Origin of the sequence: Eggerthella lenta DSM 2243, assembly GCF_000024265.1 — a bacterium.
GTDB classification, from domain to species: Bacteria; Actinomycetota; Coriobacteriia; order Coriobacteriales; family Eggerthellaceae; genus Eggerthella; species Eggerthella lenta.
Genome location: NC_013204.1, coordinates 1,376,195 through 1,396,758, shown reverse-complemented (window position 1 = coordinate 1,396,758; position 20,564 = coordinate 1,376,195). Strand labels below are relative to the sequence as shown.

Sequence of the window (20,564 nt, the reverse complement as noted above, 5' to 3'; positions counted from 1 at the left end):
CCCATACCGGGGCTCGCTTCCCTTGCAGCGAGCCCCGGTTCATCCCGAAGTTCCGGCCTCCGAGGATCCCGTCTCGTGCAATGCGACGGCGTTCCTTGCACGAAGCGTCTCCCAGAGGCCGGCCGATTTGCTCCCGTATCATCACATTCATGTCGAAAGCGGCGCCGCAGCGTCCGCGTGCCTCGTCGTACCCCTACCCTTTCGCCCGCAAACGGGCAAGGCGTCCCCGTCAAGGACCCGGTCGACACGACTCCGCTCCAAGGAGGGATACATGAACCAACAAGCAAAGTACAAGCTTATCGGCTTCATCATGATGTTCGCATCATCGTCGCTGATGGGCGGTATCGGAGCCTTCACCCGCTTCATCGACGCACCCGGCGACTTCGTGTCGTTCTGGCGCAACTTCGCAGGCTTGATCGCCCTCTCCCTCATCTTCTGCTTCGTCGGCGGAAGCTGGAAGAAGATCAAGGAAACCCGTTTCTCCGGCATGATGCTGCTCTCCGGCGTGTTCTTGGGCCTGCTCTCTGGCCTGTACTGCCTGTCTACGCAGTACACCACGCTGGCGAACGCATCGTTCCTCATCTACACCGGCCCCATCTACTCAACCATCCTGGCAGCGATCTTCCTGAAGGAAAAGCTCAACATCAAGGGCGTCCTGTGCATCGCCGCCGTGGTCGTCGGCATGCTGTTCATCGTCGGCATCGTCACGCCCGAGGGTCTGACCCTCGACCTCGATCCGAAGTACACCTTCGGCAACGCCATCGCCTTCGCTTCCGGCGTGGCCTACGGCCTGTACCTGTTCTTCTCGCGCTACCGCGAGGACTGCGACTCCAACGTCCGCTCCTGGTGGAACTTCCTGTTCGGCTCGCTGTCCATCGTCGTGCTGCTCGTCTGGCACCACTTCTTCCTGCAGCCGCTGTCCTACACCGAGAAGGTCAACGGCGTGACGCAGTTCGACGCCTCGGGCCAGATCATCACCCACGCGTGGAACATGTTCACGATGCCCGGCTCGTCCTGGGTCGTGCTCATCGCCGCAGCGCTCATCACCGGCTTCGGCGCGTTCTACCTGCTCACCCATGCCACGAAACGCCTTAAGGCCGGCGAGCTGGCCGCCATCTCCTACCAGGAGACCATCATGGCGTCGCTTCTGGGCCTGTTCATGTTCGGCGAGACCATGACCACCTTCCAGATCATCGGCGGCGCGCTCATCGTCTGCGGTGGCGTCGCCCAGATCTTCTTCTCCACTGCAGCTGCAAGCAAGCAGGGCGAGAAGATCGAGAAGGAAGAGGAGATCCGCGAGAACCTTGAAGCGCGGCTCGACCAAGAGCAAGAGCGGGAAGCTCTCAGCTAGCCGAGCCGACCGCTAGGAAAGGAACGTGCACCTATGAAGATCACGAGCAACATGACCCACATCGCCACCGAGGTCGAGTTCGAGGCTCCGCTGAACGAAGACCAGCTGAGCGAGGTGTTCCAGAAGAGCGGCGTGCAGGGTTTCGCCGCCGAGCTCGACATCGCCGAGCGCACGGAGGACCACGTCCAGATGATGTCGCTTGACGGCCTGCTGGGCTTCGCCAAGGCGTCCGGGCTGTCCGCGGTGACCTACGACGTGACGTACTTCCCGCACGCCGACGACGCGGAGGTGGCCTACCAGCTCAGGCAGCTGGCGCGCGACCTGGAGATCAGCGCCGAGGTCATCCGCGACGTGTGCGCGGCCGAGATCCAGGAGTACCTGGCCCTCGACGCGAAGCGCGACGCCGGCCTGCCGGTCCACAGCATCGTGGAGGCCTACACGGGCGGCACCGCGTTCGCCTGGTACGGCATGAGCGACTACCCGCGCCTCAAGCGCTTCATCCTGCGCAAGCTGGCGCAGGGCGGCGCCCAAGCCAAGCGCAACTTCATCTTGCGCGCCAGCAAGGCCCAAGTCGACCTGCTGGAAGACTACTGATCCAAGCGCTGACGACATCGGAGCCCGCCGCGCATGGCGGGCTCCTTCCGATTCGAGGAGGGACAAGCTATGAAACCCACTGTGTACATGGAGGAAATGGACGCGTTCACCTACCGCGAGAAGCTGGCGAAGGATGCCGTGGTGTTCATCCCCGTCGGCGCGCTGGAGCAGCACGGCTCCCACATGGCCATGTGCGTGGACGCCGCGCTGACCAAGGCGATGGCCGGCGCCACCGCCGAGGCGCTCGTCGCCGACACGGACGGCGCAATGGAAGCCGTCGTGGCCGCGCCCATCAACTACGGCTACCGTTCCCAGCAGCGCTCGGGCGGCGGCTTCCACCTCTCGGGCACCACGTCGCTGTCGGGAACGACGCTCATCGCGCTGGCGAAGGACGTGGTGTTCGGCCTCATCCTGCATGGTGCGCGCAAGATCGTGCTGATGAACGGTCATTACGAGAACTACCAGTTCATCTTCGAAGGCGCCGAGCTGGCGCTGGAGAAAGCGCGCGAGAACGGCATCCGCGACGTGAAAATCCAACTCTTGTCGTACTGGGACTTCGTCGACGACGAGACCATCGAGGCCCTGTATCCCGACGGCTTCACCGGCTGGGATCTGGAGCACGCCGGCGTCATGGAGACGTCGCTCATGCTGCTGTTCCACCCCGACCTCGTCGACCTGGGCAAGACCGACGACCCGCTGTACGAGGGGCTGCCGGCCGAGCTGCCGAACTACGACGTGCTGCCCATCGTGCCCGGCTACACGCCGCCGTCGGGCTGCCTGTCCTCGCCCGTGGAATCCTCGCGCGAGAAGGGGGCGATCCTGCGCAACGTCGCCGTGAAGCACATGGTGGAAGCCGTGAAGCACGAGTTCTCGGGCGAGGGTGACTACCATGAGGTCTAAGAGCTCGGACGACGACGCGCGCAAGCACGTCCACCCCATGGAGGTGGAGAACGAGTCGGGCGAAGTGGATCCGGAGCCGAAGGAAGCCCAGGCCGCACGGCTCGGACGCACGGTCAGGCATGACCATGTCATCCGAGCCGCGTCGGTGGCCATCGTCGCCGTCGTGCTAGGCATCGCGCTGGTCAGCGCCGACACGTTCATCAACGCGGTTGGCGTGCTGCGCACGTTCGTCACCCAGTACTGCAGCTGGTGGATCGTGCTGTGCGCGTTTTTGTGCTTCGCCGTATGCATATTCGTAGCGGTGACGAAGCTCGGTTCGATCCGCCTGGGCGGCAAGGACGCCAAGCCCGCGTTCTCGTACTTCTCCTGGTTCGCGATGCTGTTCGCCACCGGGCAGGGCGTGGGCCTGGTGTTCTGGGCGGTGGCCGAGCCTATCATGATGTACGGGGGCACCCCGTTCAACGCCCCCGACCCCCTGTTCGCCGGAGACACGGCGCTTGCATGGACGTATTTCCACTGGGCCATCCCGGCGTGGGCCATCTACGCCATCGTCTCGCTTTTCATGGCTTACGCCCGCTACAACATGCACAAGGACACCACGTTCCGCGGCACGGTGGAGGATCTGTTCCCCGCCCGCGCGAAGCGGCCCGTCGGCATCGTGGTGGAGATCCTCGTGGTCATCGCCACCATCTTTGGGCTGACCACGTCGCTCGGACTTGCATCGTACCAGTTCAACAGCGGTATTCAACAGATCTTCAACATCCAGACGGGGCAAGCCCTGCAGGTGGCGTTCGTCATCCTGTTCGGATCCATCGCAACGATGTCGGTGTGGTTCGGCGTGGTGAGGGGCATCAAGAAGATCTCGAACGCGAACGCCGTCATGTCCATCGTGTTCGTCGCTGCCGTGTTCATTTTCGGCCCCACGCTGTACATCCTGGGCGTGCTGCCCGAGTCGCTCAGCGTGTTCATCGACCAGTTCATGCTGATGAGCGGGTTCACCGAAGCCGTGAACCTGGGCGCGGGCATCGCCTCGTACGGTGATTCCTGGCAGGCGTTCTGGTCGTTCTTCATCTTCTGCTGGTGCTTCGCGTTCGCCACGTTCACGGCGGGCTTCGTGTCCACCATCTCCCGCGGGCGCACGCTGCGCGAGTTCGTAGGCGGCGTGGTGTTCGTGCCCGCGGCCGTATGCATCGTATGGACGTGCGTGGTGGGCGGCACCGGCGTGTGGGCCGCCATGTCCGACCCCGGCATCGTGGCGCAGACCAACGCCGACTCCTCGATGGGGCTGTTCCTCACCATCGACAGCGTACCTCTGATCGGCGGCGTGCTGACCGTGCTGGCAACCATCCTCATCGGCGGCTATATCGTGACCTCGGTGGACTCCGGCGTCATGGCGCTGTCGAACTTCGTGTCTCCCGCCGCGCGCCAGAGCCGCGGCTTCAAGGCGCTGCTGGCGCTGTGCATCACGGCGCTCGCCGTGCTGTTCATGGTGACGGCCGGACAGGACTTCCTCAGCACCATCCAATTCGCCACCATCGCCGGCGGCATCCCGTTCAGCGTCATCGTGATCCTCATGGGCGTCCAGTTCTTCAAATGGGTCAAGCACGACGAGCAGCTGGTGGAACGCGGCCTGGCCGAGCCGTTTCCCGAAGACTCGCTTGCGGCCCGGCAGCTGCGTCAGTGGCACGAGGAGAGGGAGGCGCGCGAAGCCGAGAAGGCATGGCTCACGCGGCATGAGGAGGTCGACGTCCCCGACGGAGCCGGCCTCGACGAATCGATGAAGGAGGTGTCGCGATGAGCGCGGCAGCAGTAACGGAGGCACAACCGAAAGTGCCGTTCAAGGTGGCGATCTCTTCGTTTTTGGGCAACTTCATCGAATGGTTCGACTACGCCACCTATACGTATTTCGCCATCACCATCGGCATCGTGTTCTTCCCCGAGTCGGCGGTGAACTCCACGCTGCTCGCGTTCGCGGTGTTCGCGTTGTCGTTCGTGTTCCGGCCGTTAGGGGCGGCGTTCTGGGGCAGCATGGGAGACAAGAAGGGGCGCAAATGGTCGTTGTCGCTGTCCATCTTCATGATGACGGGCGCGGCGTTCCTCATCGGCTGCCTGCCGTCGTACGAGACGATCGGCCTGCTGTCCCCCATCCTGCTGCTGTGCCTGCGCAGCGTGCAGGGATTCTCGGCTGCAGGCGAGTACTCGGGAGCAGCGGTGTTCCTGGCCGAGTACGCGCCGGCGAACCATCGCGGGAAGTACTGCTCGCTCGTGCCGGCATCCACCGCGGCGGGCCTGTTGGCGGGCTCCACCGCAGCGCTCATCATCAAGGCGCTGCTGCCCGAAGCCGACGTGATCTCATGGGGATGGCGCATTCCGTTCTTGCTGGCCGGACCCCTGGGGCTCGTGGCGCACTACATCCGCACGAAGCTCGAGGATTCCCCCACCTACCAGCAGATGACCTCGACGGCCGATCCGGCCAAAGAGGCCCCGCGGCCTACCCGCCTCGTGTTCAAGAAGTACAAGAAGCGCCTTGCGACCAGCATCGCGGCGACCATGGTGAACTCGGTCGGCTTCTACCTCGTGCTCACCTACCTGCCCACGTATCTGACCAGCTACACGGCGATGGAAGCCTCGGCGGCCCAGCTTGCCACCGACATCGCGCTGGTCACGTACATCTTCATCATCTTCGGCGCCGGAAAGATATCCGACATCGTAGGACGTAAGAAAATGCTGCTGGGCTCGTGCGTGGCGTTCATCCTGCTCAGCATCCCCGCCTTCATGATGCTGGAGACGGCTCAGCTGCCCATCGTCATCGCAGCGGAGCTCATCATGTGCGTGACGCTCTCGTTCAATGACGCGAACATCGCCTGCTACCAGGCGGAGATGTTCCCCACGGAAGTGCGTTACACCGGCGCCGCGCTGGGGTCGAACATCGCCTACGTGGTGTTCGGCGGCACGGCCTCGATGGTGGCCACCGCGCTCATCGACGCCACGGGCAACGGCCTCATGCCCGCGTACTATATGATGGGCATCTGCCTTGTGGCGGGCATCATCCTGCTGTTCACGGCGCACGAGTACGCCGGCAAGGAATTGAACGACATCGAGTAGAGGATCGAACGCATCGAAAAAGAAGAGGGAGCGGGAAGGGGCGCGTCGAGCGCCCCTTCCCGCTCCTGCGGCGCGTTGGCGCCCTCGCTCGCTTACGCGTCGCCATCCCTTGCGCTACAGCTCGGAGCGGCCCCTGGCGCGCCGCGCTTCGGCGTGGTTTCCTGCGGTCATGGCTTTTCGGAAAACATATGTGGAGGTGACGGCGCGCATCGACGTTGACGGACGGCTCACGCCGCTCGAGATCGTCTGGCGCGACGGCCGCATCTTCGCCATCGACCGCGTGCACGAGGCCATTCGACGCGCTTCTCAGCGCGTGGGCGGCACGGGCATCCGCTACCTCGTGTCCGTGAACGGCCGCGAGAAGTACCTGTTCTACGAGGGTCCGCGTTGGTTCGTAGAGGAGGTCGCCCCCGACGAGCCGCGCCCCTCGTCGTAGTCGCCGCGCGAGGCGCCCGCTCTTCGGCTATACTTTGACGCGACAGATAGAAGCGCATTCGAGGAGAACATCGCCATGGGTAAGCACGACCGCGTCGAGAACGGACTCGACCTCGACGAAGGCGCGCCTGCGTCCAATAGCAAGATCCCCCTTCCGCTCAAGGTGTTCGGCATCCTGTGCATAGTCAGCGGCGCAGCGCTCGTGCCGGTGCTCGCGCTGCTCATCGTCGGCATGGTGATGGCCCTGCAACAGGGCGCCATCGTCGAGGAGCTGTCCGCCGCCGCCCTCGTCATCTTCGTCTCCGACGCGGTGCTCATGACGGTTTTGTCCGCCATGTTCGTCATCCTGGGCATCCGACTGCTGCGCGACAAACGGCGTCGCACGGCCCAGATCGCCGAGGTCATGATCGTCATCCTCATCCTCGTGATCCTCTGCGACATGATGCTGAGCGGCCTCACGCCCGATCTCATCCCCTACGGCGTGGTGCTGGTCGTGCTCGTCGCGCTATCGAGCTACGTGGACCCGTCGCTAGCCGAAGAGCGCGAGCTGCGCCGCAAACTGCGCGATATGGAAACGCGCGAGGCGGCCGAGGAGGGCACGCTCGGCCGCGACGAGACCGGCAAGGGCTTCATCGCGCTCAACTTCTTCAACCTGTTCTGGATCTTCGTCGTGTGCTGCGTGCTGGGACTCATGATCGAGACGGTATACCACTTCCTCGTCGTGAATCCAGGGCACTACCAGGATCGCGCGGGTTTGCTGTTCGGCCCGTTCTCGCCCATCTACGGTTTCGGCGCGGTGCTGATGACGGTCGCCCTGAACCGATTCCACGACAAGAACGTCGTGCTCATCTTCCTGGTGAGCGCCGTCATCGGCGGGGCGTTCGAGTATCTGACCAGCTGGTTCATGCAGTTCGCCTTCGGCATCGTGGCGTGGGACTACTCCGGCACGTTCCTGTCCATCGACGGGCGCACGAACGGCATGTTCATGGCCATGTGGGGCGTCTTGGGCGTGGTGTGGATCAAGCTGCTTCTTCCCTGGATGTTGAAGCTGGTGAACCTCATCCCTTGGAACTGGCGCTACGCGGTCACCACGGTGTGCGCCGCGCTCATGATCGTCGACGGGGCGATGACGCTGCTGTCGCTCGACTGCTGGTACCAGCGCGAGGCTGGAAAACCTCCCGAGACGGCCGTGGCGCACTTCTTCGCCGAGCACTTCGACAACCAGTACATGGAGAACCGCTTCCAGAGCATGTCCATCGATCCGGGCAACGCGACCCGCGCGAAATAGCGCGACCCGCTCGGCGGGCGCGAGATCGAAGGGCGTAGGGGCGTGCGCGCAGAGCGCGGCGCCCGCCCCTACGCCGCGGCCGAGCCGGTCAGGGCGGCGCGCACGCCGCGCACGGCCAGCCGCCCTATCACGACGCCGGCAAGGCAAGCGAGCACGCTTCCGCATGCGTACAGCGCGCCCGTCGCGTACTTGCCGCGTTCGAGCAAGGCGAGGGTCTCCAGCGAGAACGCGGAAAACGTGGTGAAGCCGCCGCACACGCCGGTCTTGAGGAACAACACGGCGTTGTCAGGCAAGCCGGAGCCCTCCGTGGCGGCCTCGAACACCGCCCCGATGAGCACGGCGCCCGCAAAGTTGACGGCGAACGTCATGAGCGGGAAGTCGCCCTCGACCGGCACGAGACCCAGCAGATAGCGCCCTACCGATCCGATGAAGCCGCCCAAACCCACGCACAGCACCGCCACCATCGCCCGCTCCTTCGCACTCGTTTCTATATCATGCAAGCATCAGTATACCCTTGCTCGTCGCGAAGCGAATCCTCCGAGCCGTCGAGAGACAGGGGAAAACGCGAGAATGCACGGCGTGCAGGTTCGTCGGAAAGCATGAAGCGCCCTCGGACAACTAAAACCGATCCGCACGCTCCATGCGAGATGCCGCTCCAGCAGCTCCGAAAACCAGCACAGCCGCCGCATGCCGCAAGGAGCGGAAGAATCCGGGTTCGACTCCTCTTCCCTACCCTTGACTTCGAACACTCGTATGCGTACCATATACGAACAAACATTCCCGCGAACATTTGATCTGACGAACGGATGGACGAATGGATCTGGTTGCCAAGCTCGAGATTCTCGCCGACGCTGCTAAGTACGACGTTGCCTGCACGTCTTCGGGCATCGACCGCGACGCCCAGAAGGGCAAGCTCGGCAACACGCTGGCCGCCGGCTGCTGCCACAGCTTCGCGGCCGACGGGCGCTGCATCACGCTGCTCAAGGTGCTCATGACCAACGTCTGCGTGTACGATTGCGCCTACTGCGTGAACCGCGCGTCGAACGAGGTGCCGCGCGCCGCGTTCAAGCCGCGCGAGCTGGCCGACCTCACCATCGCGTTCTACCGCCGCAACTACATCGAGGGCCTGTTCCTCAGCTCAGGCGTCATCCGCAACCCCGACTACACCACCGAGCTCATGATACAGACGCTGTCCATCCTGCGCGAGGAGCACGGCTTCCGCGGCTACATCCACGCGAAAGCGGTGCCCGGCACCTCGCCCGAGCTCGTGCAGCAGCTGGGGCACTTGGCCGACCGCATGAGCGTGAACATGGAGCTGCCCTCCCAGAAGAGCCTGCAGCTGCTCGCGCCCCAGAAGGACAAACAGCGCATCATCGCGCCCATGCGCCAGATCCGCGACAACATCGCCGTGGACAAGGACACGCGCGCGCTCGTGCGCAAGCAGACCACCTACATGAGGCAGATCCGCCCCAAGAAGAAGGAGCGCGCCTTCGTGCCGGCCGGGCAGTCCACGCAGATGATCGTAGGAGCCTCGCCCGAAAGCGACTTCCAGATCCTCAACCTGTCGGCCGCGCTCTACCGCACGCTGTCGCTCAAGCGCGTGTTCTTCAGCGCCTACACGCCGGTGAACGACGACAAGCGCCTGCCCGGCACCGACGCCGTCCAGCTCAACCGCGAGCATCGGCTGTACCAGGCCGACTGGCTGCTGCGCTTCTACCGCTTCGACGTCACCGAGATCATCGACGAGGACAACCCCTTCCTCGATCCCGACCTCGACCCGAAGGCGAACTGGGCCATCAACCACCTGGACTTCTTCCCCGTGGAGGTGAACACCGCTCCGCTCGAGGCGCTGCTGCGCGTGCCCGGCATCGGCGTGCGCGGAGCGAACCTCATCGTGCGCGCGCGGCGCACCACCTGCCTGCGCGAGCCCGAGCTGCGCAAGCTGGGCATCGCGTACAAGCGCGCCCGCTTCTTCATCACGTGCAGCGGCAGCTACTCGGGGCGCGGCGTCGACTTCTCGCGCGAAGGGCTGCGCGCGCAGCTTGCCGCGCCCATCAAGGGCGGCAACCACGGGCGGCGCGCCGACAAGACCACACCGGGTCAGATGAGCCTGTTCGAGAGCGTCGAGACGCCCGAGAAGGCCCGCATCGCGGGCGGGTCGGGCGCACGCGCGCTGGAAAGCGGCGATGCGACCGCAGCGGCGTCTTGCAGCGATGCGGAGCGCTCCTCGAACGCGGCGTCGTCGTCCGGCCGCGCCGCGAGCGCCGACGGGACGTACGGTTGGCAGCGAGCCCTCGAAACGCCGGAAGCCGTGTGCGCATGAGCCGAAAGCCCGCCGAGAACCAGCCCCTCTTCCCCGAAGAACCCCTGGCCGAGGTCGCCTACTGCCACGACGGCTCGCTCGAGGGCCTGCTGTCCGCCGTGTTCGAGGCGTACGCGCGCCGCGAGGACCCGCAGGACATCGCCCGCGCCGACGTCCTGCAGCCGCGGCTCGGCCAAACCGTGCGCGTCATCGAGACGAACGAGGAGCATGCCGTGCGCGTTCGGCGCGGCATCAGGAGGGCGTGCGGAGACGCCGCCTACGATGCCGTCAAGCACGCCTCGCTCAGCGACCACCCGGACGCCGGCACCATCGTGTACCGCTTCATCCGCTACGCCATGGCGCAGAACAGGCCGCACGATTGCTCCGGCTGCAAGCGCCGCGGATCATGCGGCGGCGCGTGCGGGAAGTTCGCCTGCACGGGCAAGGCCCGCCGCAGCGTGCTGGGCGACCTCGCCCACCCTGCCGTCGAGCCGCTCCACCGCCTCGCCCGCTCCGTCATGAACGAGCGGCATCGTATGCTGCAGTTCCTCCGCTTCGAGCATCTGGAGAACGGCGTGTGGTTCGCGCGCTGCAACCCCGCAGCCTCGGTCATCCCGCTGCTCATGGACTGGTTCAGCGGGCGCTTCAACACGCAGCCCTTCATCATCTTCGACGAGGCGCACAACATTGCCGGCGTCTACGAAGGGCGCGACTGGTACCTCGTCCAGACGGAGAACGTCGACCTGCCCGACCGCGCGTCCGAGGAACGCCTCATGCAGCAGGCCTGGAAGCGCTTCTACGACACCGTGGCCGTCGAGGCCCGCTACAACCCCGAGCTGCGCCGCCAGTTCATGCCCAAGCGCTTCTGGAAGAACATCACCGAGATGCAGGAAGACCTCCCCGGAAAGGAAATCTCCCCGCGCTAGCGTCCGCGCGTCCCTGCGAAGCGGCCGCCCCCTCTTTCCGCCAACGGCTAACCGCAGGCAGGCCGTCCTCGCGCGCGAACCCCGAATTCGCGTCGACGGTCAAGATGCCAACGCGGCGCCGACCCGTTTCCCCGTCGGAACAACCGCGATGAATCCATCAACCGCCCCCGCATACCCGAAGGCGGGTCTTTCGAAATGCCGTTTCCAGCCGCAGGTCTTCGCCAGATTGTTTCACGTGAAACATTTGTTCCAACCATCGCTCTGCTGCGCAAAGCAGACAAGCCCAGGCAAAATACGGCAGGGGCGGCGTCCCGGCAACGTCAGCCCATGCATCCCCCCGCGCTCCGAATGGCGAAAAAGCATCGAATTCGGAAGGACGAGGCTCATCGAACCCGCCCGGTGCGCCTCGTTGGAATCCAGCCGCTTCCACGACCTGCGGCGATGCCAAAGCAAGCGCGCCTCCGCACGCGCAACCCTCTTCGATGCTTCCGAATTCAACCTCTTTTCGCCATTCGGAGCGGAGGAATGCGCCCAAGGACGGCCGAGGGAGGGAGGGTAGAGCCCGCCTTACGCGCGATCGGGCTCCCGCACGCCGGACAGGTCGAACGCGGGGATGAAGCTGTCCTCGGCGGCTCCGCCCTGCTGCCAGAAGTAGTCCTCGACGCCCAGCTCGTCGGCGTAATCGAGCAGAAGCTCGTACTCGTCGTCGGAGACGCGCTCGGCAAGCTCGGGGCAGCGGTCGAGCGTCGCCGCGGCTCGCGCGTCGCCCGCCTTCGCGGCGTCCGCCAGCACGGGCGTGTACTGGTTCATCAGCGACAGCAGCACCGCGTCGCCGAAACGCTCGTGCACGAGGCGCACGACCCGCTTCGAGTCCTCCAGCGCGCCCGGCAGCATGAGGTGGCGCACCACGACGCCGCCGGTCAGACGCTGCTCGCCGTCCACCTCGTCGAACGTCGGTCCGCCCGCCTCCTCCACCATGGCCTCGAGCGCCGCCAGGGCGACCTCGGGGTAATCAGGCGCATGCGAGTAGCGCCGCGCCAGCTCGGCGTCGGCGTACTTGAAATCCGCGAGGTACGCGTCGACCGTGCCCGCGTTCGCCCGCACAGCGGCGACCGTCTCGTACCCGGACGTGTTCCATACGACGGGAAGCGCCAGCCCTCGCTCGCGCGCCCAGGCGACGGCTGCGCGCGCCTCGGGAGCGTAATGCGTCGGCGTGACGAAGTTGACGTTGAGCGCGCCCTGCTCCTGCAGCTCCAGGCACATCTCGCCCAGGCGCTCGACGCTCACCTCCGCGCCCGCCTCGCCCGCGGCGATCACCGCGTTCTGACAGTAGACGCAGCGCAGCGGGCAGTGCGCGAAGAACACCGTGCCGCTGCCGCGCGACCCGCTGATGGGAGGCTCCTCCCAGAAATGCAGCGCCGCACGCGCCACCACGAGGCGCCCGTCGGCCCCGCACGCCCCGCGCTCCCCCGCCGCCCGATCGACCCCGCACGAGCGGGGGCAGAGGTCGCATGTTGATAATGCCAGATTCATAGACTCACCGGTCCAATAATGTCAGAGAGGGCGGCTGTGGTGTCCGAGATCGTGAGGAAGGCGAGGACGAAGCGCATCCTGCAAGAAGTCCCCGCAGGGGATACTTCGGTACGCGAGTCCTCGGCTTCGCGGCGAGATCGGGTGCCACAGCCGCCCGCAGCGTCGGCAAGGTCCGTCGGCCGTAGGCCGACGGAACCCTAATTGGCCGAATACGCGCCGTAGCCGGGATAATCGCCGAAGGAACCGTGGTCGTGCCCGTGGTCGTGGCCGTCGTCGTCCAGATCGTCGAAGCCCTCGGCGACGTCGCCGTAGGCCTGCTCAGCGCGCGTCCAGTCGAGGCCCTGCTCGGCGCACGTCTTCTCCTCGCCGTACACCAGCGCCAGCGCTGCAGGCGCCTTGTCGGAGCCGCCGATGACGGCGAGCAGCTCCAGCAGGTGCAGGCACGCCTCGGCCTGCGGTAGGATGAGGTCCACGTCGTCGGCCGCCGTCAGCGCGGCGGACAGCTCGGCCATGAACATCTCAACCGTGTACATGCCGTCGAAACGCCCCGTGTTCACCGCGGCCAGCACCTGCTCGGCCACGGGCGTCGCCGCACCCACGCGCTCCGTCGCCTGGTCGAGCGAGGCCGACGAGCGACGCACGGCGCGGTACAGCGCGTCGGCCTCCACGGCCGAGATCACCTGCGCCGTCGTCTGCAGCGTGTACGCGGCGCGCGCGAGCTGCGCAGAGCCCGCCCCGCCCGTTTCCTGCACCGTGCCGGCGATCGCTTCCAGCACGGGACGCGCCTCCGCCACGGCCTCCTCGTCGCCCCCGACGAAGCACACCAGGTTGTCGCGGTCGCCGAACGCGTCGGCGCGGGCCACGTCCACCACCACGAGCGGCGCCTCCACCGACATGAGGTCGCTCACCACGGCCACGGCGTTCAGCTCGCGCGCGAAGCTGGGAGTCGACGCCGACAGGTCGATGAGCAGCGCGCCCTTCCCCGCCGCCTGCACGAGCCCCTGCTCGTCGAAGTACGCGTCTTCCAGCGCCGTCTGCGACGTGCAGTACGTGATGATGGCCTCGGCATGCGCGACGTCGTCGGTGCGCGTGCAGCCGGCCGCCTCCAGGCGGGACACCACCATAGCGCCCACCGTCTCGTTGCCGGAGTATACGAACGAAAGTTCCATCTAAGCACCTTTCCCGATGCGTTCGAATTCCATGTGTCGCGAGCCGCTCGCGCGCGGGCTACTCGCCGCCCTTGACCTTCTTCGCGATGCGGTCGGCCACCGACAGCTCCTCGCGCTTGTCGTTGCCCCAGAACACCACCGCGATCATGTCCGGCCCCACGTGACTGCCGATGACCGGCCCGATGCTGCTCTCCAGAAACAGGATGCTGTCGTCGCCCTTGCCCAGCGCCTCCTGCAGGCGAGCGGCGTCCTTCGGGCAGTCGGCGTTGCCGATGACCACGCAGCGACCCGGCCGCGAGTCGGCCTTGCGCTTGTTGTAGTACTCGGCCAGCTGCTTGATGCCCTTCTTGCGCCCGCGCGCCACGCCCGCCAGCGACAGCTTGCCGTCGACGGTGATGGTGAGCAGCGGCTTCACGTCCAGCTTCGAGCCCGCGTACGCCACCGAGCTGGGGATGCGGCCGCCGCGGCGCAGGGCCTCCAGGTCGTCCACCATGAACTCGGCGTCCACGAAGTAGCGCGCCTCCTCGGCCCAGCGCGCAAGCTCCTGCGCCGTCATGCCGTTGTCGCGCTGACGCAGCGCCTCGTACACCAGCAGCGCCTCGGCCACCGAGGCCAAGCACGTGTCCACGATGTACAGCTCGGCGTCCGGATGCTCGGCCATCAGCTGGTCGTGCACGAGCGCCGCTGCATCGAAGCTGCCGGACAGCCCGCTGGAGAAGCTCAAGTACACGGTGGGCACCCCGCTTGCGATGGCGCGCTCGAACGCGTCGCGGAACACGGGCACGGGCACCTGCGCGGTGGTAGGCTCCTCGCCGTTGCGCATCGCCTGGTAGAAATCGTGCGCCGACGAGGTCTGGTACAGATCGTCGGCATGCTCGCCGTCGCTCATGATGTAGGGGAACCTGATAAGCTCGACGCCTTCCCGGTCGACGACCTCGAACGGCAGGTCGCAGCACGAATCGATGATGAGGTTGCACTTATGCTGCATGAGCGTTTCTCGCTTTCTGAGCGGTTTGCATACGGTATCGGACGATCGCGCGACTCTACGAAGCGCAGGCGCGCGCCTGCACCGGGCCGCTGATCTTGCCGGCCAGGGCGCTTGCGCACTCATAGGCAAGCCCCACGGCCGGTCCCACGTGCAGGCCGATGACGGGGCTCACCGGCAACACGCTCACCGTGCGCCCGATGAGCGGCTCGACGACCTCGCGCGCCCATGCGACGGCCGGCGCCTTGTCGCCGATGTAGTGCACCACGACGTGCTTCAGGCCGTGCTGCTCGACATCCTTCTTGAACTCGGTCACGATCCGGTCGAGCGCCTTCTTGCGCGTGCGCACCTTCGCGAACGTGTCGGCCTTGCCGTCGCTCACCGTGAGCACGGGCGAAAGCTGGATGAGGTTGCCCAGCAGCGCCGCCGCGTTGCCGATGCGCCCGCCCCGTTGCAGGAACGTGAGCGTTTCGGGCGTGAACAGGAAGCGGGTGGACTCGATGCCGCGCAGCGCCGCCGCTGCGCATCCCGCCAGGTCCTCGCCCGCGTCGCGCGCGGCCACCGCGTCGAACACCGGCCACGCTTCGTCGTAGCCGCACGACGTGGAGTCCACGATGACGTAGGTGAAGTCGATGTTGCGCGCCTTCACGGCGCGCGCTGCGCGCACGGCGCCCTCGTAGGTCCCCGACAGCTCCGACGAGATGAAGATGCCCAGCACCTCGTCGCCCGCGCGCGCCGCCTCCTCGAACACGGCTTCCAGCGTGTGCTGGGACGGCTGGCTGGACGTGGGGATGTTGTCTACCATGTCATAGATGTCGGCGTAGAACGCGTCCAAATCCATCTCAGAGTCCGCGTATTCGCATCCCTCGCGGTTCACGAACAGGGTGACCACGTCGATGCCGGCTTCGCGCGCCACGTCGGCGGGAATGGAGGCGACCGAATCGGTGAGTATCTTGATCATGACATCCTTCCTTGACATGGGGCACAGGCGCCCGAACCAGTCGATGACGTACCCTCGTACACTACGCGATGCCCCGCAGCTTCACAACCAGATCGCGACGGCGCTCAAAAAGACCATATTCGAGGCCTACCGGATAGGTGTGGGCGTTCAGCATGCGCTTCTGGCTCTCGTCGAGCGTGGCGAGGCCCGCCTGGGCACGCTCGCGAGCCGCCCATGCGTCGCGTTCGGACGCGTCGAGCACCGTGCGGCCGTCGCGCGCGAGCGGCTTGAGCAGCGTCTCGGAGCACAGCCCCGAGAGGTTCTTCTGCCGCAGGTCGTCGGACGGGTCGACGATGACCTCGCGCAGCTTGTCGCCGGGCGCGTTCACGTCGAACACCATATCGCCGGCCAAGCGCCCGCTGCCGCAGTAGAAGTAGCGGCGCACGTCCAGCACGCCGGGCGTGGTCAGCTTGGCGGCCGACTCGGAGATCTTCAGGCGGTCGGTCCACTCGCTCTCCCCCGAGGCGCGCGTGGCCGACAGCTTGTACACGCCTCCCAGCGTGGGCTGGTCGTAGGCGCAGGCCAGCTTCGTGCCCACGCCCCACGAGGTCACCTGGGCCCCCTCGTCGCGGATGGACTGGATGGTGAACTCGTCCAGATCGTTCGACAGCACGATGCCGCAGTCGGTCAGGCCCGCCTCGTCCAGCATGGCGCGCGCCATGCGCGCGAGCCACGACAAGTCGCCCGAGTCGATGCGGATGCCGCTCAGGCGCTCGCCGCGCTCGCGCATCTCCAGTCCCACCGTGATGGCGTTCTTGATGCCCTGCTCCACGTCGTAGGTGTCCACGAGCAGCACGCAGTTCTTCGGGAACGCCTCGGCGTACGCGCGGAACGCCGTGAGCTCGTCGGGAAACGACATGACCCACGAGTGCGCGTGCGTGCCCGACACGGGGATGTCGAACAGCTTGCCCGCCAGCACGTTCGACGTGGAGGCGCACCCGCCCACGACGGCCGCACGGCTGGCCCACAAGCCGCCGCCCGCGCCCTGCGCGCGCCGCAGGCCGAACTCCGCCACGGGAGCCTGCGCCGCCAGGCACACGCGCGCCGCCTTCGTGGCGATCAACGTCTCGAAGTTCACGCAGTTCAGAAGCGCCGTCTCGATGAGCTGGCAATCCATGATGGGGCCGGTCACGCGCACCAGCGGCTCGTGCGGGAACACGACGGTGCCCTCGAGCACCGCGTCGATGTCCACACGCAGCTCGAAGGTACGCAGGTAGTCGAGGAACTCCGGCTTGAACAGCTTGCCGCCGCCGGGCGCGTCGAGCGAGCCCAGGTAGGCCACGTCCTCGTCCGAGAACGAGAACTCGTCCACGAGGTCGGCCAGCTGCGCCATGCCGCACGCGATGGCGTAGCCGCCCTTGAACGGGTAGTCGCGAAAGTACATGTGGAAGCAGGCCTGCGTGTCGCCCTGGCCGGTCTCCCAATAGCCCTGCGCCATGGTGAGCTGGTACAGGTCAGTCAACAGCGCGTAGTCGATCTTCATTCCCGATGAGCCTCCTCCGTACGTCCGCTATTCGCCGCTCGGCGCCGCGCCGCCCGCTCCGGGCGCGCCCGCGCCGTCCGAGCCGCCCGCCTTGTGGCTGCGGCGACGGGCGCGGCGATGCCCGCCGTCTCCCGTCGGGCGGCCGCCCTCGCCGCTCGGAGCCCCCGAGCGCTCGGGGCGGGGCGCCTTGTCCTGGCGCGGCTGCTGCGGCTTCTGGCCCTGGCGCAGGCCTGAGGACTTCTGGCCGGGACGAGGCTTCGAGGGCTGCATGCCCTTCGGCCCCTGCTTCTTCGCGCCCTCGCCTCCCTGGCGCTGGCCCTGCTGCTTCTTGGAGCCGCCGTTGCCGCTCTGACCGCCCTGACCCGACCGGCGCTTCTGCTGCTGGCCGCCCTGCCCGCCCTTCGGCGAGCCGCCGCCTTGCTGCTTCTGCTTGCGCTTCTGCGTCTCGGCCGCCTCGGGGGCGGCAGCGCCCTCGCCGCCGACCTTCGTCGAGCGCCTCCTGCGCGGCTTGCGCGCGCTCTGCGCCTGCGCGTCGGCCTGTTTGCCGCCCTTCTGGCCGCCGTTGCCGCCGCCCTTCTGGCCGCCGCCCGCGCGGCCGCCGTTCGAGCCGCCGCCCTTCGACGGCTTCTGACCGCCGCGGCCCGTGCGGCGCACGGAACCCGGATCGGCCAGCTTGTCCTGCCCGGTCAGCTGCGTCGTGGTGCCGAACAGCGCCGACTCGCCCGCAAATCCGATAGGGTCGGCCGTCGTCGCGTCCTGCCACGCCTCCTCGCCTACGCGGTTCGGGCGGTTCGAGCCTTCCTCGGGCGGGTCGAAGTCGGCCAGCGGCACCTTCACGGGCTTCTCGCCCATGATCTTCAGCGACACGATCTCGCGCGGCACGTCGAGATCCACCACCTTCGCCGGCCCATCGGGCGTCTCCACCGTGGCGTTCTGTTTCGGGGCGCGGCTCTTGAAGTCCTTGTACGCGTCGAACTCGTAGCGCAGACAGCACATGAGCCGTCCGCACACGCCCGATATCTTCTGCGGGTTCAGCGAGAGGTCCTGCTCCTTCGCCATGCGGATGGACACGGGGCAGAACTCGCCGCCCAGGCGCTTGCAGCACAGCTCCTGGCCGCAATGCCCCAGGCCGCCCACCATGCGGGCCTCATCGCGCACGCCGATCTGTCGCATGTCGATGCGCACGCGGAAGTGCGCGGCCAGCTTGCGCACGAGCTCGCGGAAGTCCACGCGCTCCTCCGCCTCGAAGTAGAAGATGGCCTTGTCGCCCTCGAACAGGTACTCCACCGACACGGGGTGCATGTCGCCGTTGCCCTCGGCAGCCATCTCCTTGAACACGGGCAGCGCCTCGCGGCTCTTCGCCTCCAGCTCGGCCGCGCGCGCCTCGTCCTCGTCCGTCGCGATGCGTTTGACAGGCTTGAGCGGGCTTTTCAGCTTCTTGATCTGCGCCTCGTCGGCCTCGAACACGTCGTGGGCCGCGCGGCCGAACTCGGTGCCGCGGGCCGTGGACACGATCACGCCGTCCCCGGCGCGCACGTCCAGGTCGCCGGCGTCGAACCACAGCGTCTTGGGGTTGTAATACAGGTTAATCGGCGCTATGCGAACCATAGAGCACCTCTCTTATCTCGAACAGCATCGCGTCGATGCACGTTTCCGGTGATACATTATACGAGATCGCCTCGTCGCAGCGGCGCACGGCCGCTAGCGCGGCGGCGGCGCGCGCCTCATCGGTGGCCTCGGCCGCCTCCATGACGGAGGCGCGGGCATCCACGTTGATGACGAGCTCGGGCGTCTCGGCGCACACGGCCATCACGTCGCGCAGCCACGAGCGCACGATGGCCGTCAGCTGGCGCAGCGATTCGAAGGTCTTGGCCGTCAGCTGGCGCTTGTTGCGCGCCTCGATCTGGCGGATGGCCGACTTCGCCAGGAAGTCCGCATTCTCGGCGAGCTCCTGCTCCTGCTCGGCGCGCGCCACGTCCAGCGGCGCCTTCACCAGCACCACGAGCTCGCTCGCGAACCCGACGGCGTCCCAGTCGTCTGCCTTGCGCAGACAGCCCAGCACCTCCAGCACGCGGGTGCGGAACGCCAGGCGCTCGTTGGACTTCAAGAACTCCACGGCACGCGTAATGGAGCCGTCGCAGGCCTCGACGGCCATGCGCGCCTGCTCGCGCGACGCGCCCGTGTTCTGCACGATGATGCCGGCCGCCTCGCTTGCCGGGATGGTGCGGAACGGCACCACCTGGCAACGCGACAGAATGGTGGGCAGCACGCTCTCGCGCGTACGCGCGAGCAGGATCAGCACCACGTCCGACGGCGGTTCCTCCAGCGTCTTGAGGAACGCGTTGGCGGCCTGCACGCCCAGCAGGTCGACGCGATCGAGGATGTAGACCTTCTTGTGCGCCTGGATGGGCGCCATCGACGTATCGGCCACGATGTCGCGGATCTGCTCGACCAGATAGCCGCCCGCGCCTTCGGGCGCGAAGTAGCGCACGTCGGGATGCTTCTTGCGCATGATGCGCCGGCAGGCGTCGCATGCGCCGCAGTTGCCTCCGCGCGGGCCGGAGGCCCCCTTCGGGCACAGCACGGCCTGCGCGAACGCGTAGGCGGCCATCGTTTTGTTCGACCCGGCCGGGCCCGTGAACAGGTAGGCGTGGCTCACCTTGCCCTGCGCCACCGTGGCGCGCAAGAATTCGCGCACCTGCGGCTGGCCGAGGATGTTCTCGAACGCGTCGGCCACGGCTTTACGCCTCCACTTTCGAACGCTTCACGTCGAGGCGGTCGAAAAAGGCAGGGTCGTCGTCGACGACCTGCGCCATCCAGGGGAACAGGTCGGCCAGCTCGGCGAACACCGCAGCAGCCGTCTGCGACTTGTTGCCGTCGGAGACCACCACGCGCACGCGCTCGGGGTCGCGCCGGGCGATTTCCAGAAACGCCTCGTTCACGCGGGCATGGAACTCCTCGCCCGCCTGCTCGAGGCGGTCGGCCGCCCCCCGATGCGTCGCGCGCACGAGGCCCACGTTCGCCTCGCCGCCCGTGGCCATGAGGATGGTGCGGTCGGGATGCACGCCCTGGCAGGCGAACTCGTTCACGCGGTCGACGAACATGCGCGGCAAGCCCCTCCCGTAGGCCTGGTAGGCCACCGTCGAATCGGTGAAACGGTCGCACAGCACCACGGCCCCTCGCGCCAGCGCGGGCGCGATGACCTGCGCCATCAGCTGCGCGCGGGCGGCCTCGTAGATGAGCAGCTCGGCCTCGTCGGACATGCCGCCGTTCGCCGGGTCCAACACCACGGCGCGCAATTGCTCGCCCACCTCGGTGCCGCCGGGCTCGCGCAGGCACAGCACCTCGCGGCCGTGCGCTCGCAGCGTCTCGGACAAAAAGCGGATATGCGTCGTCTTGCCGGCGCCCTCGCCGCCCTCGAACGTGATGAAGATGCCGCGCAGGGCATCGGTTGCTTGTGCGGATTCGTGTATCACGGGTATGGTCGTTCCCT

General features: G+C 66.8%; 18 protein-coding genes. 9 read left to right on the top strand and 9 right to left on the bottom strand.

The window, feature by feature from the left end; translation table 11 throughout:
- Positions 1 to 271: 271 nt before the first annotated feature.
- From ELEN_RS05780 to ELEN_RS05750, 7 genes are all read left to right on the top strand, one after another.
- Positions 272 to 1,351, top strand: a complete 1,080-nt coding sequence (locus ELEN_RS05780; RefSeq protein WP_015760425.1) for a DMT family transporter — start codon at positions 272 to 274, stop codon at positions 1,349 to 1,351.
- A 33-nt stretch (positions 1,352 to 1,384) separates the two neighbouring features.
- The gene (locus ELEN_RS05775) at positions 1,385 to 1,945 is read left to right on the top strand and encodes a hypothetical protein (RefSeq protein WP_015760424.1); all 561 of its coding nucleotides are present in this window, start codon (positions 1,385 to 1,387) and stop codon (positions 1,943 to 1,945) included.
- A 69-nt stretch (positions 1,946 to 2,014) separates the two neighbouring features.
- Positions 2,015 to 2,845, top strand: a complete 831-nt coding sequence (locus ELEN_RS05770; protein WP_009304706.1) for a creatininase — start codon at positions 2,015 to 2,017, stop codon at positions 2,843 to 2,845.
- Positions 2,835 to 4,643, top strand: coding sequence for a BCCT family transporter (locus ELEN_RS05765; RefSeq protein WP_009608245.1), 1,809 nt, complete (start codon positions 2,835 to 2,837; stop codon positions 4,641 to 4,643). The genes ELEN_RS05770 and ELEN_RS05765 overlap by 11 nt, the downstream gene beginning before the upstream one ends.
- The gene (locus ELEN_RS05760) at positions 4,640 to 5,950 is read left to right on the top strand and encodes an MFS transporter (RefSeq protein WP_009304708.1); all 1,311 of its coding nucleotides are present in this window, start codon (positions 4,640 to 4,642) and stop codon (positions 5,948 to 5,950) included. Before ELEN_RS05765 ends, ELEN_RS05760 begins: the two co-directional genes overlap by 4 nt.
- A gap of 169 nt (positions 5,951 to 6,119) precedes the next feature.
- Positions 6,120 to 6,386 carry a hypothetical protein gene (locus ELEN_RS05755; protein WP_015760423.1) on the top strand — a complete coding sequence of 89 codons (267 nt, stop codon included), beginning with the start codon at positions 6,120 to 6,122 and terminating at the stop codon, positions 6,384 to 6,386.
- A gap of 75 nt (positions 6,387 to 6,461) precedes the next feature.
- The gene (locus tag ELEN_RS05750) at positions 6,462 to 7,673 is read left to right on the top strand and encodes a putative ABC transporter permease (protein WP_015760422.1); all 1,212 of its coding nucleotides are present in this window, start codon (positions 6,462 to 6,464) and stop codon (positions 7,671 to 7,673) included.
- A gap of 68 nt (positions 7,674 to 7,741) precedes the next feature.
- Here ELEN_RS05750 and crcB read toward each other — a convergent pair whose 3' ends face one another.
- Complete coding sequence (crcB, locus tag ELEN_RS05745; RefSeq protein ID WP_015760421.1) at positions 7,742 to 8,137, bottom strand: fluoride efflux transporter CrcB; 396 nt, start codon at positions 8,135 to 8,137, stop codon at positions 7,742 to 7,744.
- Between the two features lie 350 nt (positions 8,138 to 8,487).
- Between crcB and ELEN_RS05740 the strand changes: the two genes are divergently transcribed.
- Positions 8,488 to 9,996 carry a putative DNA modification/repair radical SAM protein gene (locus ELEN_RS05740; RefSeq protein WP_015760420.1) on the top strand — a complete coding sequence of 503 codons (1,509 nt, stop codon included), beginning with the start codon at positions 8,488 to 8,490 and terminating at the stop codon, positions 9,994 to 9,996.
- A complete protein-coding gene (locus ELEN_RS05735) occupies positions 9,993 to 10,901 on the top strand; it encodes a TIGR03915 family putative DNA repair protein (protein WP_015760419.1) in 909 nt (302 codons plus the stop codon). The genes ELEN_RS05740 and ELEN_RS05735 overlap by 4 nt, the downstream gene beginning before the upstream one ends.
- A gap of 567 nt (positions 10,902 to 11,468) precedes the next feature.
- Here ELEN_RS05735 and ELEN_RS05730 read toward each other — a convergent pair.
- The 8 genes from ELEN_RS05730 to tmk all read right to left on the bottom strand — a co-directional run bounded on the left by ELEN_RS05730 (position 11,469) and on the right by tmk (position 20,547).
- Complete coding sequence (locus ELEN_RS05730; RefSeq protein ID WP_015760418.1) at positions 11,469 to 12,434, bottom strand: radical SAM protein; 966 nt, start codon at positions 12,432 to 12,434, stop codon at positions 11,469 to 11,471.
- A gap of 197 nt (positions 12,435 to 12,631) precedes the next feature.
- A complete protein-coding gene (locus tag ELEN_RS05725; protein WP_009304715.1) occupies positions 12,632 to 13,603 on the bottom strand; it encodes an NAD(P)-binding domain-containing protein in 972 nt (323 codons plus the stop codon).
- A 58-nt stretch (positions 13,604 to 13,661) separates the two neighbouring features.
- The gene (locus tag ELEN_RS05720) at positions 13,662 to 14,591 is read right to left on the bottom strand and encodes a DegV family protein (protein ID WP_009304716.1); all 930 of its coding nucleotides are present in this window, start codon (positions 14,589 to 14,591) and stop codon (positions 13,662 to 13,664) included.
- A 55-nt stretch (positions 14,592 to 14,646) separates the two neighbouring features.
- Positions 14,647 to 15,549, bottom strand: a complete 903-nt coding sequence (locus tag ELEN_RS05715) for a DegV family protein (protein ID WP_009304717.1) — start codon at positions 15,547 to 15,549, stop codon at positions 14,647 to 14,649.
- Between the two features lie 61 nt (positions 15,550 to 15,610).
- Positions 15,611 to 17,071, bottom strand: coding sequence for a nicotinate phosphoribosyltransferase (locus ELEN_RS05710; RefSeq protein ID WP_009608238.1), 1,461 nt, complete (start codon positions 17,069 to 17,071; stop codon positions 15,611 to 15,613).
- Between the two features lie 27 nt (positions 17,072 to 17,098).
- Positions 17,099 to 18,679: a PSP1 domain-containing protein gene (locus ELEN_RS05705; protein ID WP_009608240.1), complete on the bottom strand. Its 1,581-nt coding sequence runs from the start codon at positions 18,677 to 18,679 to the stop codon at positions 17,099 to 17,101.
- The gene (gene holB, locus ELEN_RS05700; protein WP_009304720.1) at positions 18,657 to 19,808 is read right to left on the bottom strand and encodes a DNA polymerase III subunit delta'; all 1,152 of its coding nucleotides are present in this window, start codon (positions 19,806 to 19,808) and stop codon (positions 18,657 to 18,659) included. The genes ELEN_RS05705 and holB overlap by 23 nt, the downstream gene beginning before the upstream one ends.
- 4 nt (positions 19,809 to 19,812) lie before the next feature.
- Positions 19,813 to 20,547: a dTMP kinase gene (gene tmk, locus ELEN_RS05695; protein ID WP_009304721.1), complete on the bottom strand. Its 735-nt coding sequence runs from the start codon at positions 20,545 to 20,547 to the stop codon at positions 19,813 to 19,815.
- Positions 20,548 to 20,564: the final 17 nt, after the last annotated feature.

What these genes read in the sequence shown, in the direction of transcription:
- ELEN_RS05780 (WP_015760425.1), top strand. Translation starts at nt 272, where the DNA reads ATGAACCAACAAGCAAAGTACAAGCTTATCGGCTTCATCATGATGTTC.
- ELEN_RS05770 (WP_009304706.1), top strand. Translation starts at nt 2,015, where the DNA reads ATGAAACCCACTGTGTACATGGAGGAAATGGACGCGTTCACCTACCGC.
- ELEN_RS05775 (WP_015760424.1), top strand. Translation starts at nt 1,385, where the DNA reads ATGAAGATCACGAGCAACATGACCCACATCGCCACCGAGGTCGAGTTC.
- ELEN_RS05760 (WP_009304708.1), top strand. Translation starts at nt 4,640, where the DNA reads ATGAGCGCGGCAGCAGTAACGGAGGCACAACCGAAAGTGCCGTTCAAG.
- ELEN_RS05765 (WP_009608245.1), top strand. Translation starts at nt 2,835, where the DNA reads ATGAGGTCTAAGAGCTCGGACGACGACGCGCGCAAGCACGTCCACCCC.
- ELEN_RS05710 (WP_009608238.1), bottom strand. Translation starts at nt 17,071, where the DNA reads ATGAAGATCGACTACGCGCTGTTGACTGACCTGTACCAGCTCACCATG.
- ELEN_RS05720 (WP_009304716.1), bottom strand. Translation starts at nt 14,591, where the DNA reads ATGCAGCATAAGTGCAACCTCATCATCGATTCGTGCTGCGACCTGCCG.
- ELEN_RS05705 (WP_009608240.1), bottom strand. Translation starts at nt 18,679, where the DNA reads ATGGTTCGCATAGCGCCGATTAACCTGTATTACAACCCCAAGACGCTG.
- ELEN_RS05715 (WP_009304717.1), bottom strand. Translation starts at nt 15,549, where the DNA reads ATGATCAAGATACTCACCGATTCGGTCGCCTCCATTCCCGCCGACGTG.
- ELEN_RS05740 (WP_015760420.1), top strand. Translation starts at nt 8,488, where the DNA reads ATGGATCTGGTTGCCAAGCTCGAGATTCTCGCCGACGCTGCTAAGTAC.
- ELEN_RS05725 (WP_009304715.1), bottom strand. Translation starts at nt 13,603, where the DNA reads ATGGAACTTTCGTTCGTATACTCCGGCAACGAGACGGTGGGCGCTATG.
- crcB (WP_015760421.1), bottom strand. Translation starts at nt 8,137, where the DNA reads ATGGTGGCGGTGCTGTGCGTGGGTTTGGGCGGCTTCATCGGATCGGTA.
- ELEN_RS05755 (WP_015760423.1), top strand. Translation starts at nt 6,120, where the DNA reads ATGGCTTTTCGGAAAACATATGTGGAGGTGACGGCGCGCATCGACGTT.
- ELEN_RS05750 (WP_015760422.1), top strand. Translation starts at nt 6,462, where the DNA reads ATGGGTAAGCACGACCGCGTCGAGAACGGACTCGACCTCGACGAAGGC.
- ELEN_RS05730 (WP_015760418.1), bottom strand. Translation starts at nt 12,434, where the DNA reads ATGAATCTGGCATTATCAACATGCGACCTCTGCCCCCGCTCGTGCGGG.
- ELEN_RS05735 (WP_015760419.1), top strand. Translation starts at nt 9,993, where the DNA reads ATGAGCCGAAAGCCCGCCGAGAACCAGCCCCTCTTCCCCGAAGAACCC.